General features: G+C 52.4%; 28 protein-coding genes. 12 read left to right on the top strand and 16 right to left on the bottom strand.

Annotated features, from left to right (window positions below; translation table 11 throughout):
• Nucleotides 1-34: 34 nt before the first annotated feature.
• The 4 genes from AC55FS_RS17480 to gatC form a co-directional block, all read right to left on the bottom strand.
• Nucleotides 35-412, bottom strand: coding sequence for a hypothetical protein (locus AC55FS_RS17480; protein ID WP_496933575.1), 378 nt, complete (start codon nucleotides 410-412; stop codon nucleotides 35-37).
• Nucleotides 413-548: 136 nt separating this feature from the next.
• A complete protein-coding gene (gene gatB / locus AC55FS_RS17475) occupies nucleotides 549-2,012 on the bottom strand; it encodes an Asp-tRNA(Asn)/Glu-tRNA(Gln) amidotransferase subunit GatB (RefSeq protein WP_496933574.1) in 1,464 nt (487 codons plus the stop codon).
• An 11-nt stretch (nucleotides 2,013-2,023) separates the two neighbouring features.
• Nucleotides 2,024-3,478: an Asp-tRNA(Asn)/Glu-tRNA(Gln) amidotransferase subunit GatA gene (gene gatA / locus AC55FS_RS17470; protein WP_496933573.1), complete on the bottom strand. Its 1,455-nt coding sequence runs from the start codon at nucleotides 3,476-3,478 to the stop codon at nucleotides 2,024-2,026.
• A 24-nt stretch (nucleotides 3,479-3,502) separates the two neighbouring features.
• The gene (gatC, locus tag AC55FS_RS17465) at nucleotides 3,503-3,790 is read right to left on the bottom strand and encodes an Asp-tRNA(Asn)/Glu-tRNA(Gln) amidotransferase subunit GatC (protein WP_496933572.1); all 288 of its coding nucleotides are present in this window, start codon (nucleotides 3,788-3,790) and stop codon (nucleotides 3,503-3,505) included.
• Between the two features lie 125 nt (nucleotides 3,791-3,915).
• Between gatC and AC55FS_RS17460 the strand changes: the two genes are divergently transcribed.
• The 7 genes from AC55FS_RS17460 to AC55FS_RS17430 all read left to right on the top strand — a co-directional run bounded on the left by AC55FS_RS17460 (nucleotide 3,916) and on the right by AC55FS_RS17430 (nucleotide 13,434).
• Entirely contained in the window at nucleotides 3,916-4,953 is a 1,038-nt protein-coding gene (locus AC55FS_RS17460; protein WP_094059916.1) for a rod shape-determining protein, read from the top strand.
• A gap of 315 nt (nucleotides 4,954-5,268) precedes the next feature.
• Nucleotides 5,269-6,081, top strand: coding sequence for a rod shape-determining protein MreC (mreC, locus tag AC55FS_RS17455; RefSeq protein ID WP_496933571.1), 813 nt, complete (start codon nucleotides 5,269-5,271; stop codon nucleotides 6,079-6,081).
• Nucleotides 6,078-6,557, top strand: coding sequence for a rod shape-determining protein MreD (gene mreD, locus AC55FS_RS17450; RefSeq protein WP_496933570.1), 480 nt, complete (start codon nucleotides 6,078-6,080; stop codon nucleotides 6,555-6,557). The genes mreC and mreD overlap by 4 nt, the downstream gene beginning before the upstream one ends.
• Nucleotides 6,554-7,138, top strand: a complete 585-nt coding sequence (locus AC55FS_RS17445) for a Maf family protein (RefSeq protein WP_496933569.1) — start codon at nucleotides 6,554-6,556, stop codon at nucleotides 7,136-7,138. The genes mreD and AC55FS_RS17445 overlap by 4 nt, the downstream gene beginning before the upstream one ends.
• 9 nt (nucleotides 7,139-7,147) lie before the next feature.
• On the top strand, nucleotides 7,148-8,596 hold the full coding sequence (rng, locus tag AC55FS_RS17440) for a ribonuclease G (protein WP_496933568.1): 1,449 nt from the start codon (nucleotides 7,148-7,150) through the stop codon (nucleotides 8,594-8,596).
• A 24-nt stretch (nucleotides 8,597-8,620) separates the two neighbouring features.
• On the top strand, nucleotides 8,621-12,634 hold the full coding sequence (locus AC55FS_RS17435) for a YhdP family protein (protein WP_496933567.1): 4,014 nt from the start codon (nucleotides 8,621-8,623) through the stop codon (nucleotides 12,632-12,634).
• Nucleotides 12,631-13,434, top strand: coding sequence for a carbon-nitrogen hydrolase family protein (locus AC55FS_RS17430; protein WP_496933566.1), 804 nt, complete (start codon nucleotides 12,631-12,633; stop codon nucleotides 13,432-13,434). Before AC55FS_RS17435 ends, AC55FS_RS17430 begins: the two co-directional genes overlap by 4 nt.
• Nucleotides 13,435-13,518: 84 nt before the next feature.
• On the opposite strand, the gene yjgA is transcribed toward AC55FS_RS17430, so the two are convergent.
• From yjgA to AC55FS_RS17370, 12 genes are all read right to left on the bottom strand, one after another.
• Nucleotides 13,519-14,025: a ribosome biogenesis factor YjgA gene (gene yjgA, locus AC55FS_RS17425; protein ID WP_496933565.1), complete on the bottom strand. Its 507-nt coding sequence runs from the start codon at nucleotides 14,023-14,025 to the stop codon at nucleotides 13,519-13,521.
• 6 nt (nucleotides 14,026-14,031) lie between these two features.
• Nucleotides 14,032-15,387 carry a magnesium transporter gene (gene mgtE / locus AC55FS_RS17420; protein WP_496933564.1) on the bottom strand — a complete coding sequence of 452 codons (1,356 nt, stop codon included), beginning with the start codon at nucleotides 15,385-15,387 and terminating at the stop codon, nucleotides 14,032-14,034.
• Nucleotides 15,388-15,540: 153 nt separating this feature from the next.
• On the bottom strand, nucleotides 15,541-15,810 hold the full coding sequence (locus tag AC55FS_RS17415) for an HPr family phosphocarrier protein (protein ID WP_496933563.1): 270 nt from the start codon (nucleotides 15,808-15,810) through the stop codon (nucleotides 15,541-15,543).
• The gene (gene rapZ / locus AC55FS_RS17410; protein ID WP_496933562.1) at nucleotides 15,803-16,672 is read right to left on the bottom strand and encodes an RNase adapter RapZ; all 870 of its coding nucleotides are present in this window, start codon (nucleotides 16,670-16,672) and stop codon (nucleotides 15,803-15,805) included. The genes AC55FS_RS17415 and rapZ overlap by 8 nt, the downstream gene beginning before the upstream one ends.
• Nucleotides 16,673-16,763: 91 nt before the next feature.
• A complete protein-coding gene (ptsN, locus tag AC55FS_RS17405; protein WP_496933561.1) occupies nucleotides 16,764-17,219 on the bottom strand; it encodes a PTS IIA-like nitrogen regulatory protein PtsN in 456 nt (151 codons plus the stop codon).
• 8 nt (nucleotides 17,220-17,227) lie between these two features.
• Entirely contained in the window at nucleotides 17,228-17,527 is a 300-nt protein-coding gene (gene hpf / locus AC55FS_RS17400) for a ribosome hibernation-promoting factor, HPF/YfiA family (protein ID WP_496933560.1), read from the bottom strand.
• Nucleotides 17,528-17,561: 34 nt separating this feature from the next.
• Entirely contained in the window at nucleotides 17,562-19,028 is a 1,467-nt protein-coding gene (locus tag AC55FS_RS17395; protein ID WP_496933559.1) for an RNA polymerase factor sigma-54, read from the bottom strand.
• A 132-nt stretch (nucleotides 19,029-19,160) separates the two neighbouring features.
• Entirely contained in the window at nucleotides 19,161-19,886 is a 726-nt protein-coding gene (gene lptB / locus AC55FS_RS17390; RefSeq protein ID WP_496933558.1) for an LPS export ABC transporter ATP-binding protein, read from the bottom strand.
• Nucleotides 19,867-20,526, bottom strand: coding sequence for a lipopolysaccharide transport periplasmic protein LptA (gene lptA, locus AC55FS_RS17385; RefSeq protein ID WP_496933557.1), 660 nt, complete (start codon nucleotides 20,524-20,526; stop codon nucleotides 19,867-19,869). The genes lptB and lptA overlap by 20 nt, the downstream gene beginning before the upstream one ends.
• Nucleotides 20,507-21,067: an LPS export ABC transporter periplasmic protein LptC gene (gene lptC / locus AC55FS_RS17380; protein ID WP_496933556.1), complete on the bottom strand. Its 561-nt coding sequence runs from the start codon at nucleotides 21,065-21,067 to the stop codon at nucleotides 20,507-20,509. The genes lptA and lptC overlap by 20 nt, the downstream gene beginning before the upstream one ends.
• A complete protein-coding gene (locus AC55FS_RS17375; protein ID WP_496933555.1) occupies nucleotides 21,067-22,044 on the bottom strand; it encodes a KpsF/GutQ family sugar-phosphate isomerase in 978 nt (325 codons plus the stop codon). The genes lptC and AC55FS_RS17375 overlap by 1 nt, the downstream gene beginning before the upstream one ends.
• Complete coding sequence (locus AC55FS_RS17370; RefSeq protein WP_496933554.1) at nucleotides 22,041-23,003, bottom strand: calcium/sodium antiporter; 963 nt, start codon at nucleotides 23,001-23,003, stop codon at nucleotides 22,041-22,043. The genes AC55FS_RS17375 and AC55FS_RS17370 overlap by 4 nt, the downstream gene beginning before the upstream one ends.
• A gap of 229 nt (nucleotides 23,004-23,232) precedes the next feature.
• Here AC55FS_RS17370 and AC55FS_RS17365 point away from each other — a divergent pair, with 229 nt between their 5' ends.
• The 5 genes from AC55FS_RS17365 (at nucleotide 23,233) to AC55FS_RS17345 (ending at nucleotide 25,901) form a co-directional block, all read left to right on the top strand.
• A complete protein-coding gene (locus AC55FS_RS17365; RefSeq protein ID WP_496933553.1) occupies nucleotides 23,233-24,030 on the top strand; it encodes an ABC transporter ATP-binding protein in 798 nt (265 codons plus the stop codon).
• On the top strand, nucleotides 24,027-24,803 hold the full coding sequence (mlaE, locus tag AC55FS_RS17360) for a lipid asymmetry maintenance ABC transporter permease subunit MlaE (RefSeq protein WP_496933552.1): 777 nt from the start codon (nucleotides 24,027-24,029) through the stop codon (nucleotides 24,801-24,803). Before AC55FS_RS17365 ends, mlaE begins: the two co-directional genes overlap by 4 nt.
• Nucleotide 24,804: 1 nt before the next feature.
• The gene (mlaD, locus tag AC55FS_RS17355; RefSeq protein ID WP_496933551.1) at nucleotides 24,805-25,266 is read left to right on the top strand and encodes an outer membrane lipid asymmetry maintenance protein MlaD; all 462 of its coding nucleotides are present in this window, start codon (nucleotides 24,805-24,807) and stop codon (nucleotides 25,264-25,266) included.
• Complete coding sequence (locus AC55FS_RS17350; RefSeq protein WP_496933550.1) at nucleotides 25,266-25,583, top strand: STAS domain-containing protein; 318 nt, start codon at nucleotides 25,266-25,268, stop codon at nucleotides 25,581-25,583. Before mlaD ends, AC55FS_RS17350 begins: the two co-directional genes overlap by 1 nt.
• An 81-nt stretch (nucleotides 25,584-25,664) precedes the next feature.
• Nucleotides 25,665-25,901 carry a BolA family protein gene (locus AC55FS_RS17345; protein ID WP_496933549.1) on the top strand — a complete coding sequence of 79 codons (237 nt, stop codon included), beginning with the start codon at nucleotides 25,665-25,667 and terminating at the stop codon, nucleotides 25,899-25,901.
• Nucleotides 25,902-25,904: the final 3 nt, after the last annotated feature.

Here is a 25,904-nt window from a genome sequence, read left to right as displayed (position 1 = left end):
AGGACTGTTTTTATTTCAACGCGACGGGTACAACTTATAGGCAGTTGTTCTTGGATGCGTCTCTGAGCATTGCCGGAGCACTTGGACTGATTTCTATTTGACAATAAATATCAAGAGCTTCCGGGTAGCCAAGTATTGCAAATCGGAACGGCCAATAAAACGATGATTGTTTATTGCCGACAGATCTCCATGCTTCAAGTGATTGCTTATCACTGCTTCTTGCATCTGGGTCATGGTTTTTGTGTAATTCCCATAGTTCGAACATGGCAATAGGGTCGCCTTTATCCGCAGAGGCTCTGAGGTTGATACCTTGTTCGAGAGGACTTAAAGGAGAATATGGGGCAGTATTTTGGGGAGATGCACAGCCGCTTAAAGCAATAACTAAATGCAAGGTCAATGTACGACTTAACATGGTGTTTACTTGTACTTGTCTGACAAGGAATGTTGGAATGTTGGAGTGATGGGCTGCGTTCAATAGAACTAGATAAGTTAAGACCAGTTTTGGGCGTTTACGGATGGTCGCGGGGCTCATAGAGCCCCGAACCGAATTAACCCAGCTCGCTGAGTTTTTTCTTTAGTACATCCATCACCACCTGCGGGTTTACCCCTTTGGCGGCTTTGCGCGTTAGGCCAATAAATGGGCCAATGGCTTTGGCGCGCTTATCTTCAGGCGTGTTGAGATAGCCTTCAACCAGTTTAGGATTGTCTGCCAGCACCTGGGCGACAATGGCTTCAATAGCACCGGTATCAGATACTTGTTTTAAGCCTAAGCTGTCTACAAGGGCATCAACCCCTTCAGCGGTGTTATCGCCTTTACCTTCCAGCAATGCATTAAAGACTTCTTTGGCACCGCCATTGTTTAGGGTGTTGTCTTTAATCAGCTGTAAGATACGGCCCAACTGCTCCGCGCTGACGGGCAGTTGAGTAATGGTGATTTCCAGTCGGTTTAATGCGGCAGACACATCACCTTGTACCCAGTTGGCGGCCAGCTTGTAATCATTAGCAGCATGGGCGGCGGTTTCAAAATAATCCGCCAGGTTGCGATCTGAGGCCAGTACCGCGGCATCCACGGTGCTGAGGCCGTGGTCTTTTACAAAACGCGCCCGCTTGGCATCGGGCAGCTCTGGCAAGGTGCCACGCACGGCTTCGATGTAGTTATCATCAATAATAACGGGTAACAAATCCGGGCAAGGGAAGTAGCGGTAGTCATTGGCCACTTCTTTCGAGCGCATGCCACGAGTTTCGTTTTTATCGGCGTCGTACAGGCGGGTTTCTTGTTCGATGCTACCGCCGTCTTCCAGAATGTCCATTTGACGGGCAATTTCCGCTTCAATGGCACGCTCAACGTTGCGGAACGAGTTAACGTTTTTAATTTCGGTGCGAGTACCGAACTCTTCTTGGCCTTTCGGGCGCAAAGAAACGTTACAGTCACAGCGCATGGAACCTTGAGACAGATCGCCGTCACAAATACCCAGGTAGGTTACGATGCTGTGCATTTTACGGAAATACGCGGCAGCTTCTTTTGCGCTGCGCATTTCTGGCTCAGATACGATTTCAATTAATGGTGTGCCGGCACGGTTTAAGTCGATGCCGGACATGCCATCAAAGCCTTCGTGCACTGATTTACCGGCGTCTTCTTCCAGGTGGGCGCGGGTAACGTTAATGCGCTTAGTAGTGCCGTCGTCGAGCTCAATATCAATATGACCAATGCCAACAATTGGGTGGTGCAGCTGGGTGGTCTGATAGCCTTTTGGCAGATCTGGATAAAAATAGTTTTTACGATCAAAAACTGATTTCTTGCCAATTTCGGCATCGATGGCCAAGCCAAATTTGACCGCCATGCGCAGCGCTTCTTCGTTAAACACTGGCAACACGCCAGGCAGACCTAAGTCAACGGCACAGGCTTGAGTATTGGCGTCGGCACCGTAAGCGGTTGAGGCGCCAGAAAAGATTTTTGATTGGGTGGCCAGCTGAGCGTGAATCTCCAGGCCAATTACCACTTCCCATTCCATGTTGTGTCCTCTTAAGCGATATCAGCAGGAGCGTGCAGGTGCCAGTCGGTTACTTGCTGGTACTGGTGCGCGGCATTAAGCAAACGGGCTTCATCAAAGTAGTTGCCGATTAATTGCAAGCCCACGGGCAGGTTGTTGACCTTGCCACAAGGAATGGACATGCCCGGTAAACCAGCCAAGTTTAGGGCGATGGTGAAAATATCTTCCAGGTACATGGCAACCGGATCAGAGGTTTTTTCACCGCGCTTAAAGGCTGGCGTTGGCGTGGTCGGGCTCATGATGATGTCGACTTCTTTAAAGGCTTCAACAAAATCATTTTTAATCAAACGGCGTACTTGCTGGGCTTTTTTGTAGTAAGCGTCGTAGAAACCGGCTGATAGGGCATAGGCACCTACCATGATTCGGCGTTTTACTTCAATGCCAAAGCCTTCACCACGCGAGCGCTTGTACAGATCATTGATATCTTTTGGATCGTCACAGCGATGACCAAAGCGCACGCCGTCCATACGTGACAGGTTGGCAGAACATTCTGCCGGCGCAATGATGTAATAAGCTGGAATAGCCAGATGGGTATTCGGCAAAGAAATTTCTTTGACCTTAGCGCCGAGCTTTTCGTACTCGGTAATGGCAGCCTGTATTTGCTGCTGCATGTCGGCGCTTAAATCATCGCGGAAATATTCTTTGGGCAGACCAATGGTTAAACCTTCCAGGCTGTCATTTAGTCCGGCGCGATAATCCGGCACCGGTTGATCTACACAGGTGGAGTCTTTGGCGTCAAAGCCAGCCATGACGTTCATCATCAGCGCGGCGTCTTCGGCGTTGCGCGTTAATGTACCGGCCTGATCCAGGCTTGATGCGTAAGCAATCATGCCCCAGCGAGATACCCGACCATAGGTTGGCTTTAAACCGGTTAAACCACAAAAGGCTGCTGGCTGGCGGATAGAGCCGCCAGTATCGGTAGCCGTGGCTCCTGGCACTAAGCGAGCGGCGACTGCGGCAGCAGAGCCACCGGATGAACCGCCTGGCACGCGGTCGGTATCCCAAGGGTTGGCAACGGCACCATAAAATGAATTTTCGTTAGATGAGCCCATGGCAAACTCATCCATATTCAGTTTGCCCAGAGAAACGGTACCGGCTTGATTAAAATGCTCAATCACTGTGGCGTCGTAAGGGGCGACAAAATTGCTGAGCATTTTTGAGCCACAGCTGGTTAATACGCCGTTGGTGCAAAAAATATCTTTGTGGGCAATGGGTATACCGGTCCACAGCTCGGCGTTGCCGGCGGCACGGCGAGCATCAGCGGCTTGGGCTTGTGCCAGCGCTTGCTCTTTGGTGACGGTAATAAAACTGTTGTAGTTGGCATCAAGCTGCTCGATGCGTTGCAACAGTTGTTGGGTCAGTTCAACGCTGGAATAAGTGCCGGCGTCCAGATCGCGAGCGATCTCAGCGATGGTTTTGTTGTGCATGCAATAATCCTCGAATCGACGCTGTTATTCCACTACTCGTGGAACCAGGAAATAGCCATCGGCAGTGGCTGGTGCCACTTGTTGAAAATGTTCGCGCTGATTGCTTTCAGTGACGACGTCCGCTCGCAGGCGCTGCACTGCGTCTAGCGGATGGGCCAGTGGTTCAACGTTGGCGGTATCGACCGCAGCCAGCTGATCAACCAGGTCGAGGATGCTGCTCAGATTTTTCTGGTATTCGTCGATTTGTGATTCATCTATTTGCAGGCGCGCCAGTTCAGCAATATCGCGCACCTGTGTCTGATCCAGAGCCATGTGGTACCCCAGTGTGATGCCTGTAATAAAGCGCAGCAGAGTAGCACAAATGCGCCTTGCTCTGAATCCCCACCGTTGCTAGTCTTAGAGCCAATTTTTGCGACCTGCAAACGGGAATTGAGTGGATGTTTAAAAAACTACGCAGCCTGTTTTCCAGTGATTTGTCTATCGACCTGGGAACGGCCAACACACTGATCTACATGCGAGAAAAAGGAATTGTCCTGAACGAGCCGTCTGTGGTTGCGATTCGCTTGCAAGGACACCAGAAAAGTGTGGCGGCCGTGGGCACCGATGCGAAACGTATGCTGGGTCGAACGCCGGGAAATATTCAAGCCATCCGGCCAATGAAAGACGGTGTGATTGCCGACTTTGAAGTTACCGAAAAGATGCTGCAGCACTTTATCAAAAAAGTGCATGAAACCAGCTTTGTCGCGCCTAGCCCAAGGGTGGTGGTGTGTGTGCCCTATCTGGCGACTAAGGTGGAGCGCAAGGCTATTCGCGATTCCGTCATGGGAGCGGGTGCCAGCCGTGCCTATTTGATTCATGAGCCCATGGCTGCTGCCATCGGTGCTGGTTTACCGGTCGATGAAGCACGTGGTTCTATGGTGGTAGATATTGGTGGTGGTACCACTGAAATTGCCATTATCTCATTGAGTGGTGTGGTGTACGCCGAATCGGTGAAAGTCGGTGGTGACCGTTTTGATGAAGCCATCGTTGCTTACATCCGTCGCAACTACGGCAGCTTGATTGGTGAAGCCACCGCAGAACGTATTAAGCAGGAAATCGGCACCGCGTATCCAGGCGGCGAAGTGCGTGAAATTGATGTGCGCGGTCGCAACCTTGCAGAAGGTATTCCACGCAGCTTTACCCTCAATTCCAACGAAATTCTCGAAGCATTGCAGGAGTCTTTGGCGCAGATCGTTCAGGCCGTGAAAGGCGCGCTGGAGCAATCTCCTCCTGAATTGGCCTCTGATGTGGCCGAGCGTGGCATGGTACTGACCGGTGGTGGTGCCCTGCTGCGTGACCTGGATAAATTGTTGGCTGAAGAAACCGGCTTGCCGGTGATTGTGGCTGATGATCCTCTCACCTGTGTGGCCCGAGGTGGCGGTCGTTTCCTCGAAAATGCCTCTGACCAGCAGCTGGAAATGCTGGCACTGGATTAATAGCAAAAACCAGCCTAGTACACGCTAGCGCTGGTTCCCTCTGCAAGCTATAGGTATAGTTCTAACGCTTAGCCACGAGCGTCTGTGTGTTTGCTGGTATTGGCTGGCAAGCAGAGCTGTGCTTGCACTGCTGTAAACCACGGTCTTGTGAGCCGAACGATGGCAAACAGGCGTCTAGGCTCAGGGTTCGTTGTCGCTTGTTAACAAGTTTACTTTCGAGCCGATGGTTTTCAATTGCGCAGGCTTTAGGAGAATATCGCTATCAAGTCGCAATTTCAGATTCCTCCCTTACAAGGGCAGAAGGTTACTCTGCTGGTGGCGTTAGCGCTGGCTCTTATTTGGGTGGATCATCAATACTCCTGGCTGCAACCGGCACGTTATGTCACAGGCTATGTATTAGAGCCGGCGCAAACAGCGGCCATGATGCCGTCGGTGCTGGCCGATTGGTTTGGTGAATCGGCGGCGACGCGCCAGCAGCTACTGCATGATAATAAGCAACTCAGTGCCCGCAATTTGATTTTAGAAACCCGGGTACAACGGCTAGCCGCACTAGAAGCAGAAAATATAGAGCTGCGCGAGCTGCTGAATGCGTCGGAAAAACTCGGCGGCCGTGTGTTGGTCAGTTCTGTGCTGGCGGTTGATCCTGACCCCTATAGCCAGCAGATTCTGATTAACAAAGGCCAAACCGACGGTGTCTTTGTGGGTCAGCCGGTATTAGACGCCTATGGCTTGCTCGGGCAAGTTATCGATGTCTTACCAAATCGCTCGCGGGTATTAATGATTGCCGACTCTAACCATGCGATTCCTGTGCAGGTCAATCGCAATGGGGTGCGTGCCATTGCCGCTGGCACCGGTGCCATCGATTCACTGGAATTAATTTATGTGCCCAGCACCGCTGATATTAAAGTTGGTGATTTATTGATCAGTTCCGGTTTGGGTGGGCGTTATCCTAAGGGCTATCCGGTCGCAACCGTGACTCAAGTAGAAAACATTGCGGGCAAGCCGTTTGCCAGCGTGCGTGCGGCGCCGAATGCCCATCTCGATCGCAGTCGTCACTTGTTGTTGCTGTTTAGTGCCGATGGTGCGGATATCCGTGCAGTGGATTTATGGCCGGAGTCTGCCAAATGACCGTGCGTCATACCTTACTAGTGCTCGTCGCCGTATTTGCTGCGTTTATGCTAGAGCATTTACCCATGCCAGAATTATTGAGCTGGTTGCAGCCCAGTTGGATCAGCCTGCTGACCATGGTGTTGGTGCTGCATCAGCCGCGAATTTTTGGTTTATGGCTGGCTTGGCCGCTAGGACTGTTACTGGATACTGAGCAAGCGGTGCCGCTGGGACTGCACGTCAGTATTTTTCTAGTACAAATTTATTTGCTGCAGCTGACCTATCGGCGAGTGGTGTTATTTCATTTTATTCAGCAAATGGCAGTGGTGTTTTTGTTGGTGGCGTTAGGGCAGGTCATCCATTACTGGGCCTTGTTATTGATGACAGGCGCCGCGCAACCCGTGCTGTTATGGCAGCCGGCCTTGGTCTCAGCAGCTCTGTGGCCATGGGTATACGGCTTAGCGCATTTGCTGCTCATCAGGATGCGTAGTCAATGATATGTTTGGCCTCGCGCTCGCCTCGGCGGGCGCAATTGTTGTCTCAGATCGGTGTCGAATACTGGATTTCCGCTGCCGATATCGACGAAACGCCGGCACCGCAAGAACTCCCTTACGATTACGTTAAGCGTATGGCCCTCGAAAAAGCCCTAGCGTTGGTATCGTCTACCGAGGACGTCGTGTTAGGCGCTGATACGTGTGTGGTGATTGATCAGGATATTCTTGGCAAGCCTGCTGATGATGCCGACGCTGTGGCCATGCTGCAGCGCTTATCAGGACGTTCACATCAGGTAATGAGTGGCGTGGCGCTGGCGCAGCAAGGAAGGGATGACACGCTACGCAGCGAGGTTTTGGTGATCAGCACCCAGGTTAGCTTTGCGACTTTGAGTGACGAGCAAATACGTGCCTACGTTGCGACTCAAGAGCCGGCCGATAAAGCCGGTGCATACGGTATTCAGGGACTGGGCGCGGTGCTGGTAGAATCTCTACAGGGCAGTCATAGCAATGTTGTTGGCTTGCCATTGCATGAAACCGCGCAGTTGCTGCAGCGCTGGCATGTTGATATCTGGCAGTGCAAGTAAGGAGACAGCATGAATGCAGAAATTTTGATGAATATTACCCCCACGGAAACACGTGTTGGGGTGGTCGAAAATGGTGTGCTGCAGGAAATCGTTATCGAGCGCACCAATCATCGAGGGCTTGTCGGTAATATTTATAAAGGCAAGGTGGTACGGGTACTGCCCGGCATGCAGGCGGCGTTTGTCGATATCGGCTTGGAGCGCGCGGCCTTTATTCATGCGGGCGAAATCAGCAATGATGGCTCAGCCCCTATTAACCAACTGGTGCATGAAGGTCAGTCTTTGGTGGTACAAGTGACCAAAGATCCGATTGGCACCAAGGGCGCAAGGCTGACCACACAGTTAGCCATTCCAGCGCGCTATTTGGTGTTTATGCCGGCGGCGGAGCATGTCGGTGTGTCGCAGCGCATCGATGACGAGGAAGAGCGTGAGCGTCTGCGTGAGCTGGTCAATCAGTGCATGGCCGTGGAAGAGATGACGGGGGAAGCCGGCTTTATCTTGCGTACCGCCGCGGAAGGTGTGGGCGAGGATGAAATCCTGGCGGATATCCGTTATTTGCGGCGCTTGTGGCGCAAACTGCAAGAGCGTATCAAGGCCTATAAACCGTCACGCATTGTTTACGATGAGCTGCCGTTGTCGTCGCGTACACTGCGCGATTATGCCCGGCCTGAAATCGACAAGATTCTGATTGATTCGCGTGAGACCTTTGCCAACCTGAAGCAGTTTGCCTCCCAGTACGTGCCCGAAGTAGAAGCCAAGCTGGAATGTTACCCAGGCCCTAGGCCGCTGTTTGAACTTTACAGCGTTGAAGATGAAATTCAGCGTGCATTGGATCGTAAGGTGCCATTGAAATCGGGCGGTTATCTGGTCATCGATCAAACCGAAGCCATGGCCACCATTGATGTGAATACCGGCGGTTTTGTCGGCCGTCGCAATCTTGAAGAAACCATCTTTAAAACCAACCTAGAAGCAGCGACTGCCATTGGCCGGCAATTAAGGCTACGCAACCTGGGTGGCATCATCATCCTCGACTTTATCGATATGGTTGATCCCGAGCATCAGCGCCAAGTACTGCGCATGTTGGAAAAGGTGCTGGAAAAGGACCACGCCAAAACCAAAATCAGCGGCGTATCCGAGCTTGGGCTGGTGGAAATGACGCGTAAGCGCACCCGCGAAAGCCTTGAGCAAATGCTGATGGAGCCTTGTCATACTTGCGAAGGTCGCGGCACGGTCAAAACTGCCGAAACTATCTGCTACGAGATATTTCGCGAAATTCTACGCGAAGAACGGGCCTATGATGCTGGTACCTATTTGGTGTTGGCCAGTCAGGGTGTGGTTGATCGTTTGCTGGATGAAGACAGCAACAGCCTCGCCGATTTAGAAGGCTTTATTGGCAAAGCAATTAAGCTTCAGGTCGAAAATCACTATGCTCAGGACGAATATGACATCGTACTGCAGTAACGTGGGGCTGAGCTGATGCGCTGGATGCGCGAACTTTGGCTGCAGCTGTGGATAACTATTGTCGTCGCGTTGGTATTGCTGGCTTTATACGTCAGTTTGGGACGCCAGTTAATTCCACTGTTAGAGACCTATCAACCGCAAGCTGAGCAATGGTTATCGCAGCAGTTGGGCCAGCCGGTCACTATGGCCAGCATGCAGGGTGGCTGGAGCGGCTTGTCGCCACTTGTTCGAGTCTCTGATCTGCGTGTCGGTGCTGGCGGTGCTGGGCTGCAGGTGGGTCATATTGAAGCCCAATTAGATATCAGTGCCAGCGCCTTTTACCGTCAACCTGTGTTTCGCCGTATTGAAGTCAATGGTGTGCGTGTCGATGCCCAAGAGGTGTCAGACAATGTCTGGCAATTCAGCGACGGCTGGCAGCTGGACTTAACCGCACTCACGCAAGGCCGTGACTCCACGGAGCAAACCTCTGGCGGCTTTAGCGATCGCCCGGCTTGGCTTGAGTGGTTGGAACTTCAGCACAGTATATTGCTACGTGATTGGCAGCTGCAGGGCCGGGGGCTGAAGTTTTCAGAAGAGCTGCGGTTGGAATCCGTATTGTGGCGAAACCGTGGCGACAGCCGGGTAGCGTCGGGTCGAATTGCTTGGGGCACCGATGGCGAGCTGGCCAACATTCGCATCAATGGTCAGTTGCAAGGTGCCTTATGGCCTTGGCGACAGCAGCAAGGTCAGCTGTTTTTGCAAGTCGATGAGCAAAACTGGCTTCGCTGGATTCCCGATGAGTTACCACAGCAGTTGAAGGTTAATAGCGCCCGGGCAGGATTGATGGCTTGGCTTAACCTCGAGCAAGGGCAATTGCAGCAAGTCCATGGCGTCTTGACCTTGCCTGAGCTAAGTATGTCTACCTCTGCCGATCCGCTGTTATTGCAGCGTGGTGTGATCAAGCTTGATGGCAAAAAAAGCAGCGATGGTTGGCAGGCGCGTATGCGTTTGTCGTTTGCTGATGACTTTCCCATCAGCGAGCTGTATCTCAGTACCCTCAATATGAGTGCCGATGACGGCCTGGAAAATAAGGGCTGGCAACTGCAGATTCCTGGCTTGGATTTACAGCAAGGCGCAGATTTTATTAGCCGTCATGGTTTGCTACCTGACTTATGGCAGCGTTACATCACAGGCCTTAACCCCCGTGGTCGGGCCGAGCAAACCCGTCTGTCGTGGCTGATACAGCAGCAACAATTGCAGTTTGAGCTACGCGCCCAGTTGCAGGAAGTCAGCGTCGATGCGTATCAGGGCATACCTGCCCTCACTGACGCATCGGCAAGCCTGCAGCTATTACCTGAGCAAGGGCGGTTGCGCATTCGAGATGATGAACTGTCAGTATGGCTGGCCGATGTTTATGACCAGCCTTGGCAGCTGCAGCAGGCTTCGGCTGATTTTGTTTGGGCAATTCACCCTTTGTATTACCAGCTGCAGTTACAACAACTCAAGGCACGACTACAGGATGTGCCAGTCACGGCAGAGGTTGGCCTCAGTATTGCCAGCGATGAAAACAGCATTACAGACAACTTATCAGTGTTGGTCGGTGTGGAACAGGCGCCGATTAGCTTACAGCAACAGCTGGTGCCTTCGTTACTGGATGACGAGCTGCGGCAATGGCTGAATCAAGCTTTGCTGGATGGTCAGCTAGAGCAGGGCATGTTGGCGCTGAATGGGTTTCTTGATGAAGACAGCAACGAACACAACAGCAGTCTTGAACTGTATCTACAGGCCCATGATATGCAGTTGCGCTACCTGCCCGATTGGCCAGTACTGAAAAAAATGGATGGCCGCCTACTACTGTCTTCGTCGGATTTGGATGTTTGGGTCGATAGTGCAGAAACCCTCGGCGGACGTTTTCGTCCGCACAGTGCAAGGCTGAAATTACGTGAGCAAAATCAGCAAACCTGGCTGAATGTTGTTGGTCAGTTGGATGGCGATAGCTCCGAGGCGTTGCGTTATTTTACCGACACACCCTTACGCCAATTAATAGGCGGAGCGGCAGACCAGTGGCAAGGTGGAGGTCCGTTGTCGGCTGGATTGGTGTTGGATATGCCGCTGGGCAACGAAGCCGAACCCCAAGTGCAATTAGATGTTGTTATTAGCAACAATCGCCTGCATTTAGGCGAGCTGGATATCACCTTTGAGGGTCTTGGTGGGCGATTGCATTTTGATAATGACAGTGGCTTGTCGAGCGAACAACTCAGCGGTCGTATATTTGGCGGTGATTTTCAAGCCACAATAGCATCGACACCAGTGGCAGCAGGCTATGACATGAGTTTGCAGGCCGAAGGCCAAGCCCAGTGGCCACCTTTTAAACAATGGTTACCGGTATTTTTATTGGACCCCATTAGTGGTGAACTCAATTACCAAGCGCAATTGAACTTGACTGCTAGCCAATCTGAAGTGGTACGATTTGAGCTGCAATCCGACCTGTTAGGTACTGATATTGCGCTGCCTGATCCGTTGGGGAAAACTGCCGAGCAAGCAAGGCCGCTAACACTGTCGGTGGTGCCAGCTGAAGATACCCGCATTCATCTTCGTTATGATGATGAGCTCAACACAGTGGTGGCCCTGCGTGATGGCGAGTTGCATCGTGGCCAGGTGTATTTAGGTGGTAGTGATGCATTTTTGCCGAGTGATCCTGGCGTTGAGGTTCGTGGGCGTATTCACCAACCTATCAATGCTCAGCAGTGGTTTGCCGTTTGGCAGCATATGCAAACCTTGCTGGTAGAGACGGATCACCCAGACTCTGTTCAGAGTCTGCCGCAAGACACGCTATCGGAATATGACCAGGCAAAGCCCAGCGATAACGCAGCGGTAGAGTCTGGCCCGTTACGGTTAATCGATCTGCAGTTGCAGGACGTTGATGTGTGGGGCAATGCCAGTGGCGAAGCTAGGGTGCAAGGTCAGCAGCAATTTGGCGAATGGCAGTTCCAAATCGATAGCCAATTGCTGGCGGGTAAGGTGCAGTTGGCGGCTGATTCATCGTTGCCAATGGAGTTAACGCTGGATCATATTCATATGCCAGCGAGCGACGAAGAAGGCGAAAAACAGAGCAATCCTGCCTCAGTCGCGCCCATTGATCCTCTGCAAGGGATGAATCCGGCAGATGTTCCAGCCTTTAATATGCAGTTGGCTGAGCTGTATATTGGCAGTCGCAACCTTGGCCGTTGGCATCTGAACAGTCGACCGCAGCCACAAGGGTTACGCATCGACGTGGAAGATAGCGACCTCAAAGGCATGAAGGTGTTGGGAAAGCTGGACTGGACACTCACGCCGACGGGTCATCAAACACGCTTATCTGATATCAGTATGACCAGCGGCGATATTGGCAAGGTTCAGCGCGCATTTCGCCAGCAAGAAATTGTCAGCGCCGAAGACACTCGGGTGTTGGCTCAGCTTGGTTGGAATGGCTCACCTCTGGGATACGACACGCGCTCATTAAATGGCGTGGTAGCGCTTCGCATGCGCAACGGTAATATGGCAGCCAAAGGCACGGAGGCATTGAAAGCCTTTGGGATATTGAACTTCAACACCATCAGCCGCCGCTTGCAGCTCGATTTTTCCGATTTGTATCAGTCCGGTGTGACCTTCGATGTACTGAAAGCAAAAGCCGAACTGAACGACGGCATCATGACCTTGTCTGAGCCTTTGATTATGGATGGCCCGGGCAGTAAATTTTGGCTGTCTGGCAGCAGTAATTTGAATTACCAAACGTTAGACATGAAATTAGCGGTGACTTTTCCGGTGACAGGTTCATTACCGATTGTGGCAGTATTGGCGGGCCTAGCACCGCCGGTGGCGGCATCCATCTATGTCACCGAACGTTTAATTGGTGACGAGCTAGAGCGTTTTACCAGTGCCAGTTATACCGTGCGTGGCACCTGGTCAGAGCCACAGTTAACCATCAACCAGGCATTTGATAATGAAGTGGACGGCAAGACCAGCCGTAGCCTGGGAGATAGAATTCGCAGCATCTTTGGTTTGGGAGGTGACGAATGAGTACGCAACAAGTGGCAGTTGTGCAAATGTGCTCAGGTTCGAATGTGGAAATGAATCTGGCCGCGGCCCATGCGCTGGTGGCTGAAGCAGCCAGGCAAGGTGCTCGCTTGGTGGTGGTGCCGGAAATGTTTTTGACCTTGGACGGCGAACAATTTCAATTGCTGGCTGCACAACAGGACATAGCACAACAGCTGGCGGGGTGGGCCAAGCAGTTAAATATCTGGCTGGTAGCGGGCGCGATTCCTATGGCTAGCCCGGATGATGATCCGCGTCTGCGCTCGGCCAGTTGTGTCTGGAATGACGACGGTGAGCTGGTGGCCCGCTACGACAAAATCCATTTATTTGATGTCGATGTCGGCGACGCCCAGGGCAGCTATCGCGAATCGGATCGCTTTTCACCGGGCGATCAGGTGGTGGTGATTGAGACGCCGGTCGGACGTTTAGGCTTGGCCATCTGCTACGATCTGCGCTTTGCTGAACTGTTTGCCCAGCTGGCTGAAAAGGGTGCTGAACTCATTTCGCTGCCGGCAGCTTTTACTTACCGCACCGGTGAAGCCCATTGGCAGCCACTGCTGCAGGCCAGAGCAATTGAGCAACAGTGTTACTTATTGGCGGCCAATCAGTGTGGCTGGCACGATGACAAACGTCAGACCTGGGGGCACTCACAAATTGTTGACCCATGGGGGCAGGTGCTAACACAGCTGGGCCATGAGTCTGGTGTGGCGCTGGCGGACATTGATCTACAGTGGCTGCAGCAGGTTCGTGAGCGTATGCCCGTGCAACAACACCGACGTTTGTAAGTTAAGGCGCCGCTATGCGGCGCTGCCGTGCCTGATTTTTTTGGTGATAGGTCGGGCTAGTCACGACATGGATGACAACGACGGTTAGTCATCCAGCATTTGCGCTTTGATCAGCTGAAACAGCTGTTTGTAGCTTTTGCCCGTTTTACCACTGCTGTGCTCTTTACGGGCGTTTCTCACTAGGTTGCGCAGATGTTGGCGATCTAGGCTAGGGTATTCATCCATAAATTCGGCTAGAGCGTCGTCACTCTCCACTAGGCGCGTGCGCCAAAGCTCTTGCTGGCGCTGCAGTCGACCATACAGCTCGCTGGACGGGTCCAATAGATCGAGCTGGTGCTGAATGGCATCAATGTCTTCGCTGCGCATCAGTTTGCCGATGTACTGCAGGTGGCGACGTTTGGCTTCATGTTGCTTTAGACGTTTGCTTTCCTGCAGTGCCGACAACAAGGTTTCCGTTAGCGGAAAAGCCTGCCACTGCTGCGGGGTTAAATCGGTCAGCTGACGGCCGATGTCTTGCAAGCGCTCCATTTCGCGCTTCATTTCCGACTTACTAATAAAGTCGTCGTCTTCGTAGTCGTGGTGCTCAGTCATAATTCTCTACAAATAGAACAGGGTCGCCAGGCCTAAAAAAGATAAAAAACCAACCACATCGGTGACTGTGGTCAGCACCACCGATCCTGCCAGTGCCGGGTCAATGCCGCGTGCTTTCATAATGAGCGGTAGTGCGGCACCACTGATGGCGGCAACCAGTAAATTAATAATGATGGCTGCGGCAATGATAACAGCTATGGCGGGATCACCGAACCACAGCAGAGTAATGCCGGCGATGACAGTTGCCCACAGTACCCCATTAATGCCAGCGACAATCAGTTCGCGGTTAAACAACCAGCGAAAGTTGGCACTGCTGAGGTGCCCCAATGCCTGCCCTCGAATAACCAGCGTCAATACCTGGCTGCCAGCAATGCCACCCATGCTGGCAACGATGGGCATTAGCACGGCCAAGGCCACGACTTTTTCTATGGTGGCATCAAATAAACCAATGACGGCTGAGGCCATAAACGCAGTAATCAGGTTGATGCCCAGCCACACCGCACGTCGGCGACTGGTTTTTAACGCCGGTGCAAAGGTGTCTTCTTCATCATCGAGACCGGCCATGCTCATCAGCGAATGGTCGGCGGTTTCTCGAATAACGTCGACCACATCGTCAATGGTGATGCGGCCGAGCAGAACGCCATTGGCATCGACCACAGGTGCCGAGACTAAATCGTGACGTTCGAACAGCTTGGCGACGTCGGTTTCGTGCTGAGTGGCATGAATAATTCGGGTATCGGTGGACATCACCTCGCGCACTGTTTGCTGCGGGTCGCCGACCAGCAGTTTGCGCAGTGGCAATGAGCCGATAAATTCGTTATTGCGGTTCACCACCAACAGCGCATCGGTCATATCCGGCAGGGCTTTATGGCGGCGTAGATACCGCAGCACCACTTCCAGGGTAATGTCGGCCCGGATGGTGATGGTGTCGGTGTTCATCAGACCACCGGCGCTGTCTTCCGGATAGCCGAGTACTGCCTCCAATCGGGCGCGGTCCTGCTGATCCATAACATCCAGCACTTCCTGAGTAACACGCTCAGGTAGCTGCTGCAGTATGTCGGCAACGTCATCGATATCGAGATCGGAGGTGACGCTGGCGACTTGCTCAGCGGTCATATCACTGAGGAAGTGCGCTTGCAGCTCTTCACTCAGATGCTGAAGGATTTCACCTTCCAGCTCAGCGTCGACCAGCTCCCACAAGACTTCACGTACTTTGGGCGGTGATGATTCAATCAGGTGGGCAACGTCTTGAGGAGCAAGGCCTGAATTGATAATACGCTGCACTGTCGCCAGTGAGCCGCTTTCTAGCGCGGCGTTAAGGCTATGTAATCTGGCTTTGGCTTTTTCGCTGTGGTGGGCCATAGACAGTGCTCAGGTCATGGGGTGAAAACGTTACCGGAAAGATGTCGGCGAATAGACTAGATTCTAGCTCGAAAGCCAGCAACAGACTACGAAACTGCTCGCAAATGTTAGCGTAGGGAATTGATTTTTAGCGAAAAATTATTTTTCCGAAAGTCATTCGCCTTCGTCGAAGCGGCGATTGATCAGGTCTTCCAATGCCGCGATGGCTTGCTCGGCATCTTCGCCTTCGGCTTGTAGAACAATTTGTGTGCCTTTGCTGGCGGCCAGCATCATGACGGCCATGATGCTTTTGCCATCGACCAGCCGGTCTGGGTAACCGACGCGTATCTGTGCGGAATGGGCCGCTGCCGTCGATACCAGCTTGGCGGCAGCACGGGCGTGCAGGCCGAGTTTATTGATGATGGTAATTTCAGTTTCAATCATGGGATGGCAGGCAGCTCAGTTCACGGTGTCTGACCTGAACATTAGCGAATTGCTGGCGAAACTGTCCAGCCAGTTGCTCAGCGACATAAACAGATCTGTGTTGACCTCCGGTGCAGCCGATGGCAATGGTCATATAGCTGCGGTTGTTATCGATAAAACCTGGCAGCCAACGTTCAATAAACTGTTGAATATCGCTTTGCATAGAGTTCACTTCAGGCTGCGCGGCTAAAAAGGCCTGTACCGGTGGCTGCAAACCAGTGAAGTGGCGCAATTCCGGCTGCCAGAAGGGGTTTGGCAGGTTGCGTACGTCAAACACATAATCGGCATCGATCGGGATGCCACGTTTAAAGCCGAAGGATTCAAACAGGATGGCGATGTCGTCACTGTTACGTTCAGCGACGCGTAACTTGATCAGACTGCGCAGTTCGTGCACTGACATACTGGTGGTATCTAGCGTGAGATCCGCCATATAGGCCAGCGGCTCCAATAATTGCTGCTCGGCCTGAATGGCTTCTGCTAATGACAACTCTGCACTGGTCAGCGGATGCTTGCGACGCGTTGCGCTAAAGCGTTGCAACAAGGTTGATTCGTTGGCGTCGAGATACACCACTTCAAGCTGGTGTTTCTCTAATTGCAGCTGCTGCAGTACTTCTGCAATGCCATCACTGGTTTGCGACAGATTGCGGGCATCGATGCTCACCGCCACCTGCGATAGGCGTGGATCGTGTTGCGTTTCCGCCGTGAGCGCCGGTAACAATGGAATAGGCAGATTATCGATGCAATAAAAGCCCAAGTCTTCCAGCACATGCAAGGCACTGGATTTGCCCGATCCAGAACGACCACTGATAACGACTAATCGCATAATGTGTCTCCTCTGCTCTTGGCTAGCTGGCGACTGGTGTTGCGAGCTGCCAGCAATCCGTCTCGCTGTTGTCGAGACTCAGTAGCGCCATTTATTCAACTGCGCTCAGCGCCCGTTGAAATAACTGCTGTTCATTGGGAGCATTGCGCAGTGCACTGCGAAAGTCTTCGGTGCTGAAGTTACGTGCCAGGGTGGCCAGAATTTGCAGGTGTTCTTCGGTCGCTTCTTCTGGAACCAATAAGGCAAACACCAGGTCGACCGGTTGCTGGTCGATGGCGTCGTAATCAATTGGGCTTTGCAGGCGCAGCAAGATGCCAAGTGCCTGCTCACACTCTTTTAGTCGGCAGTGCGGTATGGCGATACCTTCGCCAATGCCGGTACTGCCGAGTCGTTCCCGGGTTAATAATCGCTCGTAGATATCGTCGTCGGAGCTGCCGGGCAGGCGCTGACCAATAAAGCTGGCCAGATACTGCAGCAGCTTTTTCTTGCTGGAGGCCGGAACGTCAATTTGTGCACGGTCGGCGGTGAGGATATCTTCAATGCGCATGCTAGAACTCAGTGGCCTTGTTTACGGGCAACAATTTTTTCTTTGTGTTTAATGATTTGACGATCGAGCTTATCGATCATGGAATCGATGGCGGCGTACATATCGTCCTGCTCGCAGCTGGCGTTGAGGTCGGCGCCACTGACGTGGATACGAGCTTCGGCCTTATGACCGCTTTTTTCCACCGTCAAAGTGACCTGTCCGGTGGTGATGTTATCGAAATGACGCTCCAGCTTGGCCATTTTTTCTTCCACATAGGCCTGCAGTGAATCAGTTATCTCAACATGGTGACCACTGACGTTTATTTGCATATCCAGACTCCTTTGGCTGTTGGATGTCGCTGTTTTAAACCAGTTGTTTGCGCTCATTAGAGGGCGGAATCAACATGGCTTCGCGATACTTCGCCACGGTTCGGCGGGCTACCTTAATGCCTTTGTCTCCCAATAGCGTAGCGATTTTATTGTCGCTCAGCGGTTTACGGGCATTTTCTTCGGCAATCAACTTCTTGATCATGGCACGGATTGCGGTGGATGAACATTCGCCGCCGGTATCGGTGCTGACATGGCTGGAAAAGAAGTATTTAAGCTCAAATACCCCTCTGGGGGTATGCATGTATTTTTGTGTAGTCACCCTGGAAATAGTCGATTCATGCATGCCAACAGCTTCGGCGATATCATGCAGCACCAAAGGTTTCATGGCTTCTTCGCCCTGCTCAAAGAAGTCGATTTGATATTCAACAATTTTGGTGGCGACACGCAGTAAGGTGTCATTTCGACTTTGCAGACTTTTGATAAACCAGCGTGCTTCTTGCAGGTGATCTTTTAAAAAGGTGTTGTCGGCACTGTTGTCTGAGCGCTTCACCAGTGAGGCGTAATCGGCATTGACGCGCAGTTTGGGGGCGATATCAGGATTCAATTCGACTCGCCACTCACCACGCAGTTGACGCACCAGAACATCGGGCACCACATATTCGGCCTGCTCCGGGCTGACGCTGGCGCCAGGCTTGGGGTTGAGCTCTTTGATCAATCGCAACACGGCTTTCAGGTCGTCTTCCTTCAGCCGGGTTTTGCGCATTAAGGTGGCATAATCGCGACTGCCTAGCAGTTCGATATGAAGCTCAATCACCTGAATGGCTTGCTCTAACCAGGGGGTGTCGTTGGGCAACTGGCGCAGTTGCAACAACAGACATTCGCGCAGATCGCGTGCAAACACGCCAGCCGGCTCAAATTGCTGTAAGCGATGCAACACCGCCATGACTTCTTCTTGCTCAATTTCGTGCTCGGCATCAAAGCTGGCAACGACATCCTCAACGCTGGTGTGCAAATAACCATCGCTGTCAGTACCATCGATCAGCATGATGGCAATGTCGCGATCCAGTTCCGACATAGGAGTCAGATTCAGTTGCCACAGCAAATGATCTTGCAAGTCATCTGTGCTGGCATGGCGCGAGTCGTAGTCGAAATCGTCGTCGCCAACGGGGGCGTTGCTCGATACGCCGGCGCTGGCCTGATAAGTGTCTTCCCATTGGCTGTCTACCGGTAGATCATCAGGCAGCTGCTCATTCGACCACTGCTCGTCTACTTCTGCACTATCCGCTTCCTGGCTGCTGCTTTCGCTGCTGGTTTCAGCTTGGGGTTCGCTTTGCGGGGCATCGTCTTGCTCTTCCGTTTCCAGCATAGGATTAGAGTCGAGGGCTTCCTGGATTTCTTGCTGAAGGTCCAGGGTCGACAGCTGAAGCAAGCGGATGGCCTGTTGCAGCTGCGGCGTCATGGTCAGCTGCTGGCCCATCTTGAGCTGGAGAGAAGCTTTCATAGAAGTCTAAAATTCACCCGATCGGCATACTATATGCTTGGCATTATAGGCCAGGCGCCCCGGCGAGGAATACAGATTTTGTACCTTTCCTTGCCACCGGTCAGGCATCATAGCCTTTTGCCGGGGGCAGAATCAAAGGCGGAAATCGTCGCCTAAATAGACTTTTCTTACTTGCTCGTTTGCTAATACGTCGTCGGCTGTGCCTTCTGCAATGATATGTCCGCCACCAACAATGTAGGCTTTTTCGCAGATGGCCAGGGTTTCACGAACGTTGTGGTCGGTAATTAATACACCGATGCCGCGATGCTTAAGTTGGCGAATAATATCCATGATGTCAGACACCGAAATGGGGTCGACACCAGCGAATGGCTCATCAAGTAAAATAAAAGCAGGTTCAGCGGCGAGGGCGCGGGCAATTTCCACTCGTCTGCGTTCACCACCCGACAACGCCATGCCCAAGCTGTCGCGAATATGTTGAATATGAAATTCGTCCAGCAGTTGTTCAAGGGCTTGTTTGCGTTGCTTGCGATTAAGGTCTTTGCGTGTCTCTAAAATGGCCATGATATTGTCGGCCACTGTGAGCTTTCGAAAGATTGATGCTTCTTGCGGCAAATAGCCAATGCCGCGACGGGCGCGACCATGCATCGGCAAGTGACTGATGTCGTCATCATCGATTCGGATACGGCCTTTGTCGGCCTGTACCAAATTGACGATCATATAAAAGCAGGTAGTTTTACCGGCGCCATTAGGGCCTAAAAGGCCAACGATCTGGCCACTGTCAACGGACAGAGAAACGTCTTTTACTACCTCACGGCCGTTGTAACTTTTGGCCAGGTGTTCAGCTTTCAGGGTTTTCATCGCTGTCTTCAGTGGTGGCATTATCAGAAGGAAGGGCATCAGTCCCCGTCGTCGCTGCGTCACTGGCCGTATCGTCCGTGGCGCTGTTTTCTTGGGCGCTGTCAGCAGCTGGCGGGCTGTCGCTAACGCCCAGCTCTTGGCTGGTCTGCGGTTGCAGTATCACCTTGATGCGTTGCTTGCCTTCTTCACCAGGTTTGCTTTCGCCACCTTGGGCAGAAATGGTATCACGCAGCATATCGAAGCGAATTTGCTCGCCGCTAAACTGGTTGCCATCCTGCTCTAAGCGAGCATTGCCTTCGATCAGAATTTCACGTTGCACCGCCATATAGTCAATGCGTTTACCATGGGCTCGGGTCAGACTATCGCCGTCACTAATAATTTGCTCGTAACGTGCAGGCGTGCCGCGAGCAGTGACCCGTTCTAGCTGATCGCCATTGCGGAACAACAACAGCTGCTCAGCTTCGATGCGCAGACTGCCTTGGGTTAGAGTGACGTTGCCCTCGTACATCACCATGCCTGTTTTGCGATCTAATTCGGCGTGATCTGACAAGATGGTCACGGCTTGTTGCCAGTCTTGCTCTAAAGCCAGGCTGGAATGAGCCAGCAGTAGCATCAATATGCTACTGAATAGACGGATCATACTGAGTATTAACCTCCCGGTGAAAGCGCATACGTTGGCGCTTTAGATCCAATGTCATGCCGATGGCGGTGATCTGTATACGTTGATTGTCGATACGTACAGGCCGTTCGGTCGATGCTATCTGTTGTTCAATATCGTAGTGCAGTTCATCTGTGCGGATACGCACAGCTTCTTGGCTATCTAATGTGCGAACTTCAACATCCTGCTGCAGTGTCAGTCGCTGCTCGCCATCTGACAGTCGCCCAGACTGAGCACGAATTTGCCAGTGTGTGGACTGTTGATCCAGCGCTACGATAAATGGCTGCTGGAATTCTGTGTGACGACTATCGGGATAATGTGCTGACGACGCAGCTTTCAGCGTTTGAATGGCCATGCCTTGCTCGTCAAAACGGCGGCTAATTAGACCGTCGCCATAATAGTCTGGTTCATTGGCACTGCGTTCACTGCTGCTGTATTCCCAGCTGTCACTGTAGCGGTCAACCGCCAGCAAGGCGGCACCGAAAATCAAGGTCAGTAGCAGTAGCAGGTAACGCTTGCGCATTAAATAACACCAGCTCGCAACAGATCATGCATGCTGAGTACACCAACCAGCTGCTGATCCTGCATGACCACCAGAGCGTTGATCTTGTTATCTTCCATCAGTTTCAACGCTTCGGCTGCCAATGCACCTGGCGGAGTAGTTTTGCATTGACGCGTCATAACATCGGCTATCTGCGTTTGCTGAATGTCGACGCCTTGGTCTATTGCACGACGTAAATCGCCGTCGGTGAAAATGCCCTGCAGTCGTCCCTGTTGGTCTTGCACTGTAGTCATCCCCAGGCCTTTCGACGTTACCACCAGCAGCGCTTGCGCCAGCAAGGTATCCGGGCTGACCGAAGGAATTTCTACGCCACTGTGCATAATGTCTTCGACTTTAAGCAGTAAGCGTCGGCCCAATGCGCCGCCTGGATGTGAGAATGCAAAATCCTCGGCAGTAAAACCGCGGGCTTCAAGCAGCGCAATTGCCAGCGCATCGCCCATCACGAGTGCGGTGGTGGTCGATGAGGTAGGGGCAAGATCGAGTGGGCAGGCTTCTTGCTCAACGCCGGTATTAAGATGTGCTGTGGCGGCTTTGGCCAACGTCGACGCGGGGTTGCCCGTCATACTAATCAATGCCGTGCCTTGACGACTGAGCAGAGGCAACAAGCTGGTTACTTCCGCCGTTTCACCAGAATTCGATAAGGCAATGACGACATCATCGGGGGTGATCATGCCCATATCGCCATGGCTAGCTTCGCCGGGGTGAACAAAAAAGGCCGGGGTGCCAGTGCTGGCCAGGGTAGCCGCCATTTTTTTGCCAATATGGCCCGATTTTCCCATGCCGGTAACGACCACTCGGCCACGACAGGTCAGTAAGGTTTTGCAGGCCAGGGAAAAAGCATCGTCAATACGTTCGGTAAGAGCGGCAATCGCTTGCTGCTCCAATTCGATGGTCCGTTTGGCTGATTGAATAAAATCGAAAGAAGTTGCTTGTGTCATGCTTGTGCCATAAAAAATAACAGTGCTAGGTAGCCGGCATAACCGCCGGTTAACACTAAGCCAAAGGGACGAGCGACGCGGCCCGAGCGATAGCTAACAATTAACATAATGGCTAGCGCCAATGTCGCCACCATCATGACGCTAAAGTCTCGATAGAGTGCCATAGGCTCTACTGCGGTGGTGGCCAACATACCGGGGATGGGCATCACAGCCAATAAGTTGAACACATTGGAGCCGATGACATTGCCAATGGCAATGTCATGATGGCCTTTTAGTGCGCTGGCTACGGACGCCGCCAGTTCAGGCAGACTGGTGCCGATGGCAACAATAGTAAGACCAATGATCAGATCGCTGACGCCAAAAGCGACGGCAATTTCAGTGGCGCCCCATACCAGCATGCGTGAGCTAAGCATTAATGCCAAAAGGCCCACGACTAACCAAAACAGTGCTTGTCCGGTGGACGTGTGCTCAATGGCCTCTGCCTCTTCCTCGTCGACCAAGGGTTCACCTGACTCGCTCGAATCCTGGAACATCAGGTACAAAGCAAATGCCAGGGAGGCGAGGAGAATGGCAGCATCGATCCAGTTCAGTTCCAGATCCGCCAGAGTGAGTCCACCAATAATGCTGATCAACAACAGTAATGGCAGCTCTTTGCGCACCAGTTTCTTTTGGATCGGAATGGGTGACACCAATGCGGTCACCCCAAGCACTAATAAAATATTAGTAATATTGGATCCGATGGCATTACCAATAGCCAGGTTACCTGCACCATCGATGGAGGCCATGGCAGACACGAACATCTCAGGAGCTGAGGTTCCAATAGAGACTATGGTCAGTCCCACCAATAATGGTGACATGCCCAGTTTGCGGGCGCTAGCGGCAGCGCCAATAACAAACTTATCTGCACTCCAGACTAAGACGATTAACCCTGCCAGAACGGCCAGGTACGCGGTCAGCATAGTGATTGGTTATCCAAATTAAATAAGGGCGCCATTGTACCTGAGGTGGGAGGCGGCGCAATTGCAGGACTGTCAGCGATGGTAGAAAGAATGCCTTGGGTGCGGAACAGTGAGTTGTGTGAATCGTGCCCCAAGCACTGAAGGTGTGCTTGGTTTGCTCAGCGACATTCCGCTATGCTTGCCCGCAGTTTGCTGCCCAGGCTAACGAGGCAAATGTAATCGAGGTGACATGGACCCCTACATATCTATTAAAGAGCTGAGTTTTCGGCGCGGAGATCGTCTGATATACGATCGTCTCAGCGTTGATTTTCCGCGTGGCAAGGTGACAGCCATTATGGGCCCCAGTGGCACTGGGAAAACCACCTTGTTACGCCTAATCGGCGGCCAATTAAAGCCGGAGCAGGGCAGTATAGATGTAGATGGTCATCGCATTGGACAGCTCAATCGTCGCCAGTTATTTGAACTGCGCCGAGAAAAAATGGGCATGTTGTTTCAAACCGGTGCCTTGTTTACCGATTTGTCGGTGTATGACAACGTGGCTTTTCCGCTGCGCACCCATACCGATCTGCCAGAAAGCATGATTCGTGATCTGGTGTTAATGAAGCTTGAGGCCGTTGGTCTCCGTGGTGCTCATCCATTAATGCCAAGTGAGCTGTCTGGTGGCATGGCTAGGCGTGTCGCTCTGGCGCGATCGATCGCCATGGATCCTGAATTAATGCTGTACGACGAGCCCTTCACTGGGTTAGACCCCATTTCTATGGGCATGATCGTCAAACTCATTCGTGCCCTAAGTCAGGCGCTGGGGTTGACCAGCTTGCTGGTATCTCATGATGTTGAGGAGTCTTGCAGCATTGCTGATTATTTGTGTCTGGTGTCAGATGGCCGGGTGATCGGTTTTGGTACTCCCGACGAGCTATTGAACGGTGACAATGCTGAAGTCAGGCAGTTTTTACGTGGTGATCCCGACGGCCCTGTGCCGTTCCATTATCCTGCACCCGATTACCGACAGGAGTTGTTGTCCTCATGATGCTGCAGTCGTTGGGTAAAAATGGTGTCAGCGCCATGCAGGCCATGGGACGCGCGGCCATGTTGCTGTGGCGCTCGGTTGCTTGGGGTGGGCCTGGCAGTGCGGGCTGGCGCGAGCTAATTCAGCAAATTCATGCCGTCGGTGTGCGCTCGCTGTCCATTATTGTGGTGGCCGGTTTTTTTGTTGGCATGGTGCTAGGCCTGCAAGGCTATACCATCCTGATTGACTTTGGCTCAGAGGCGGCTCTCGGCACTATGGTGTCCTTGACTCTGTTACGTGAACTGGGGCCGGTGATGACGGCGCTGCTGTTTGCTGGCCGGGCAGGTTCCGCGCTGACCGCTGAAATCGGTTTGATGAAAACCACTGAGCAGCTATCGGCCATGGAAATGATGGGGGTTGACCCATTAAAACGTGTAATAACGCCGCGTTTGTGGGCCGGCCTGATTTCAATGCCAGTGTTGGCACTGTTATTCAGCACCGTTGGTATTTGGGGCGGTGCTTTTGTTGCCGTTGATCTACTTGGCATCGATGAGGGCGCTTATTGGGGCAATATGCAGGCCTCGGTCGAGTTTTATGAGGATGTCATCAAAGGCATGATCAAATCCGTGGTGTTTGGTGTGGTGGTTACCTGGATTGCCGTTTTTCAGGGCTATGACTCAGCGCCGACGTCAGAAGGTATTGGTAAAGCAACAACACAAACCGTGGTGATATCGTCATTGGCAGTGCTGGGGCTGGATTTTGTATTAACCGCGGTCATGCTGGGAGGCGTGTAATATGCAAATGCGGTATGTAGAACTCACCGTGGGTGCGTTTATGGTAATGGGGATATTTGCCCTGGTGTTGATGGCCTTTCGTGTTAGCGGTCTGACGCAGCAGGCAACCAATGATACCTACACCATTAAAGCGCGCTTTGAAAATCTGGCTGGCCTAAATGAACGAGCCAAAGTGTCTATGTCGGGTGTAACCATAGGTCGGGTAACCAAAGTTTACCTCGATCAAGAATGGTACTCGGCTGTGGTGGAGATGGAAATTAACGCCGATGTTGCGACTTTGACTCGTGACACCTCGGCTTCCATTCTTACCGCCGGCTTGCTGGGTGAAAAGTACATAGGTTTAACCGTTGGGGCTGACCCAGAATACTTGGAAGATGGTGATTGGATTGAAGACACTCAGTCAGCCTTGGTGCTGGAAGAGTTGATCGGTCGTTTCCTGTTTAACAAGGCAGAGGAAGGCTGATGACAGCGCCTACCCTGCACGCTGACGGCACCAATAAGGCGATATTAAGCGGTGATTTAACCTTGATGACGGTTACACCGCTGGCTCGGCGTGGCCGTTGCTTGATTGGCGCTGCGGAACAAAGCTGGTGTGTGGATATGCAGGCAGTTGAGCTTGTTTCCAGTGCGGCGGTGGCTTTAATACTGGATTGGTTGCGCTACTGCGAACAGCGCGGTGTGGCGCTAAAACTGGCCAATGTGCCATCTCGGCTGCAGCCCATCATTGCCATCAGCGATTTACAGTCGCTGTTTGATCCGTTGGTTGCTGACACAGACTGACCCCTTGCCAGTGTTCTCCTTGGGCATTATCCGCTATGATTGGCCGCCCATAGTAAGCTGAAAACGAGTGGTAAAGCGGTTATGTCGCCGGCTGAAATCCTGCAAATCTTGCAATCTGAAGCACCTGAAGTGAACTGGACCGTTGATGGCGACGGTTACAAGTACGAGGTGCAGGCAGTGGGCGAAGTGTTCGATGGCCTCAATGCTGTTAAACGCCAGCAATTCGTCTACAAGCTACTGAATCCCTACATTGCTGATGGCCGTATTCACGCCGTCACTATTCGTGCGTTAACGCCCGCCGAGCAAACGAACGCCTGAGAC

This window comes from Bacterioplanes sp. CLAM21 (assembly GCF_059641015.1).
The sequence above is the reverse complement of the archived record's forward strand: the minus strand, read 5'-3'. Positions and strand labels throughout refer to the sequence as shown.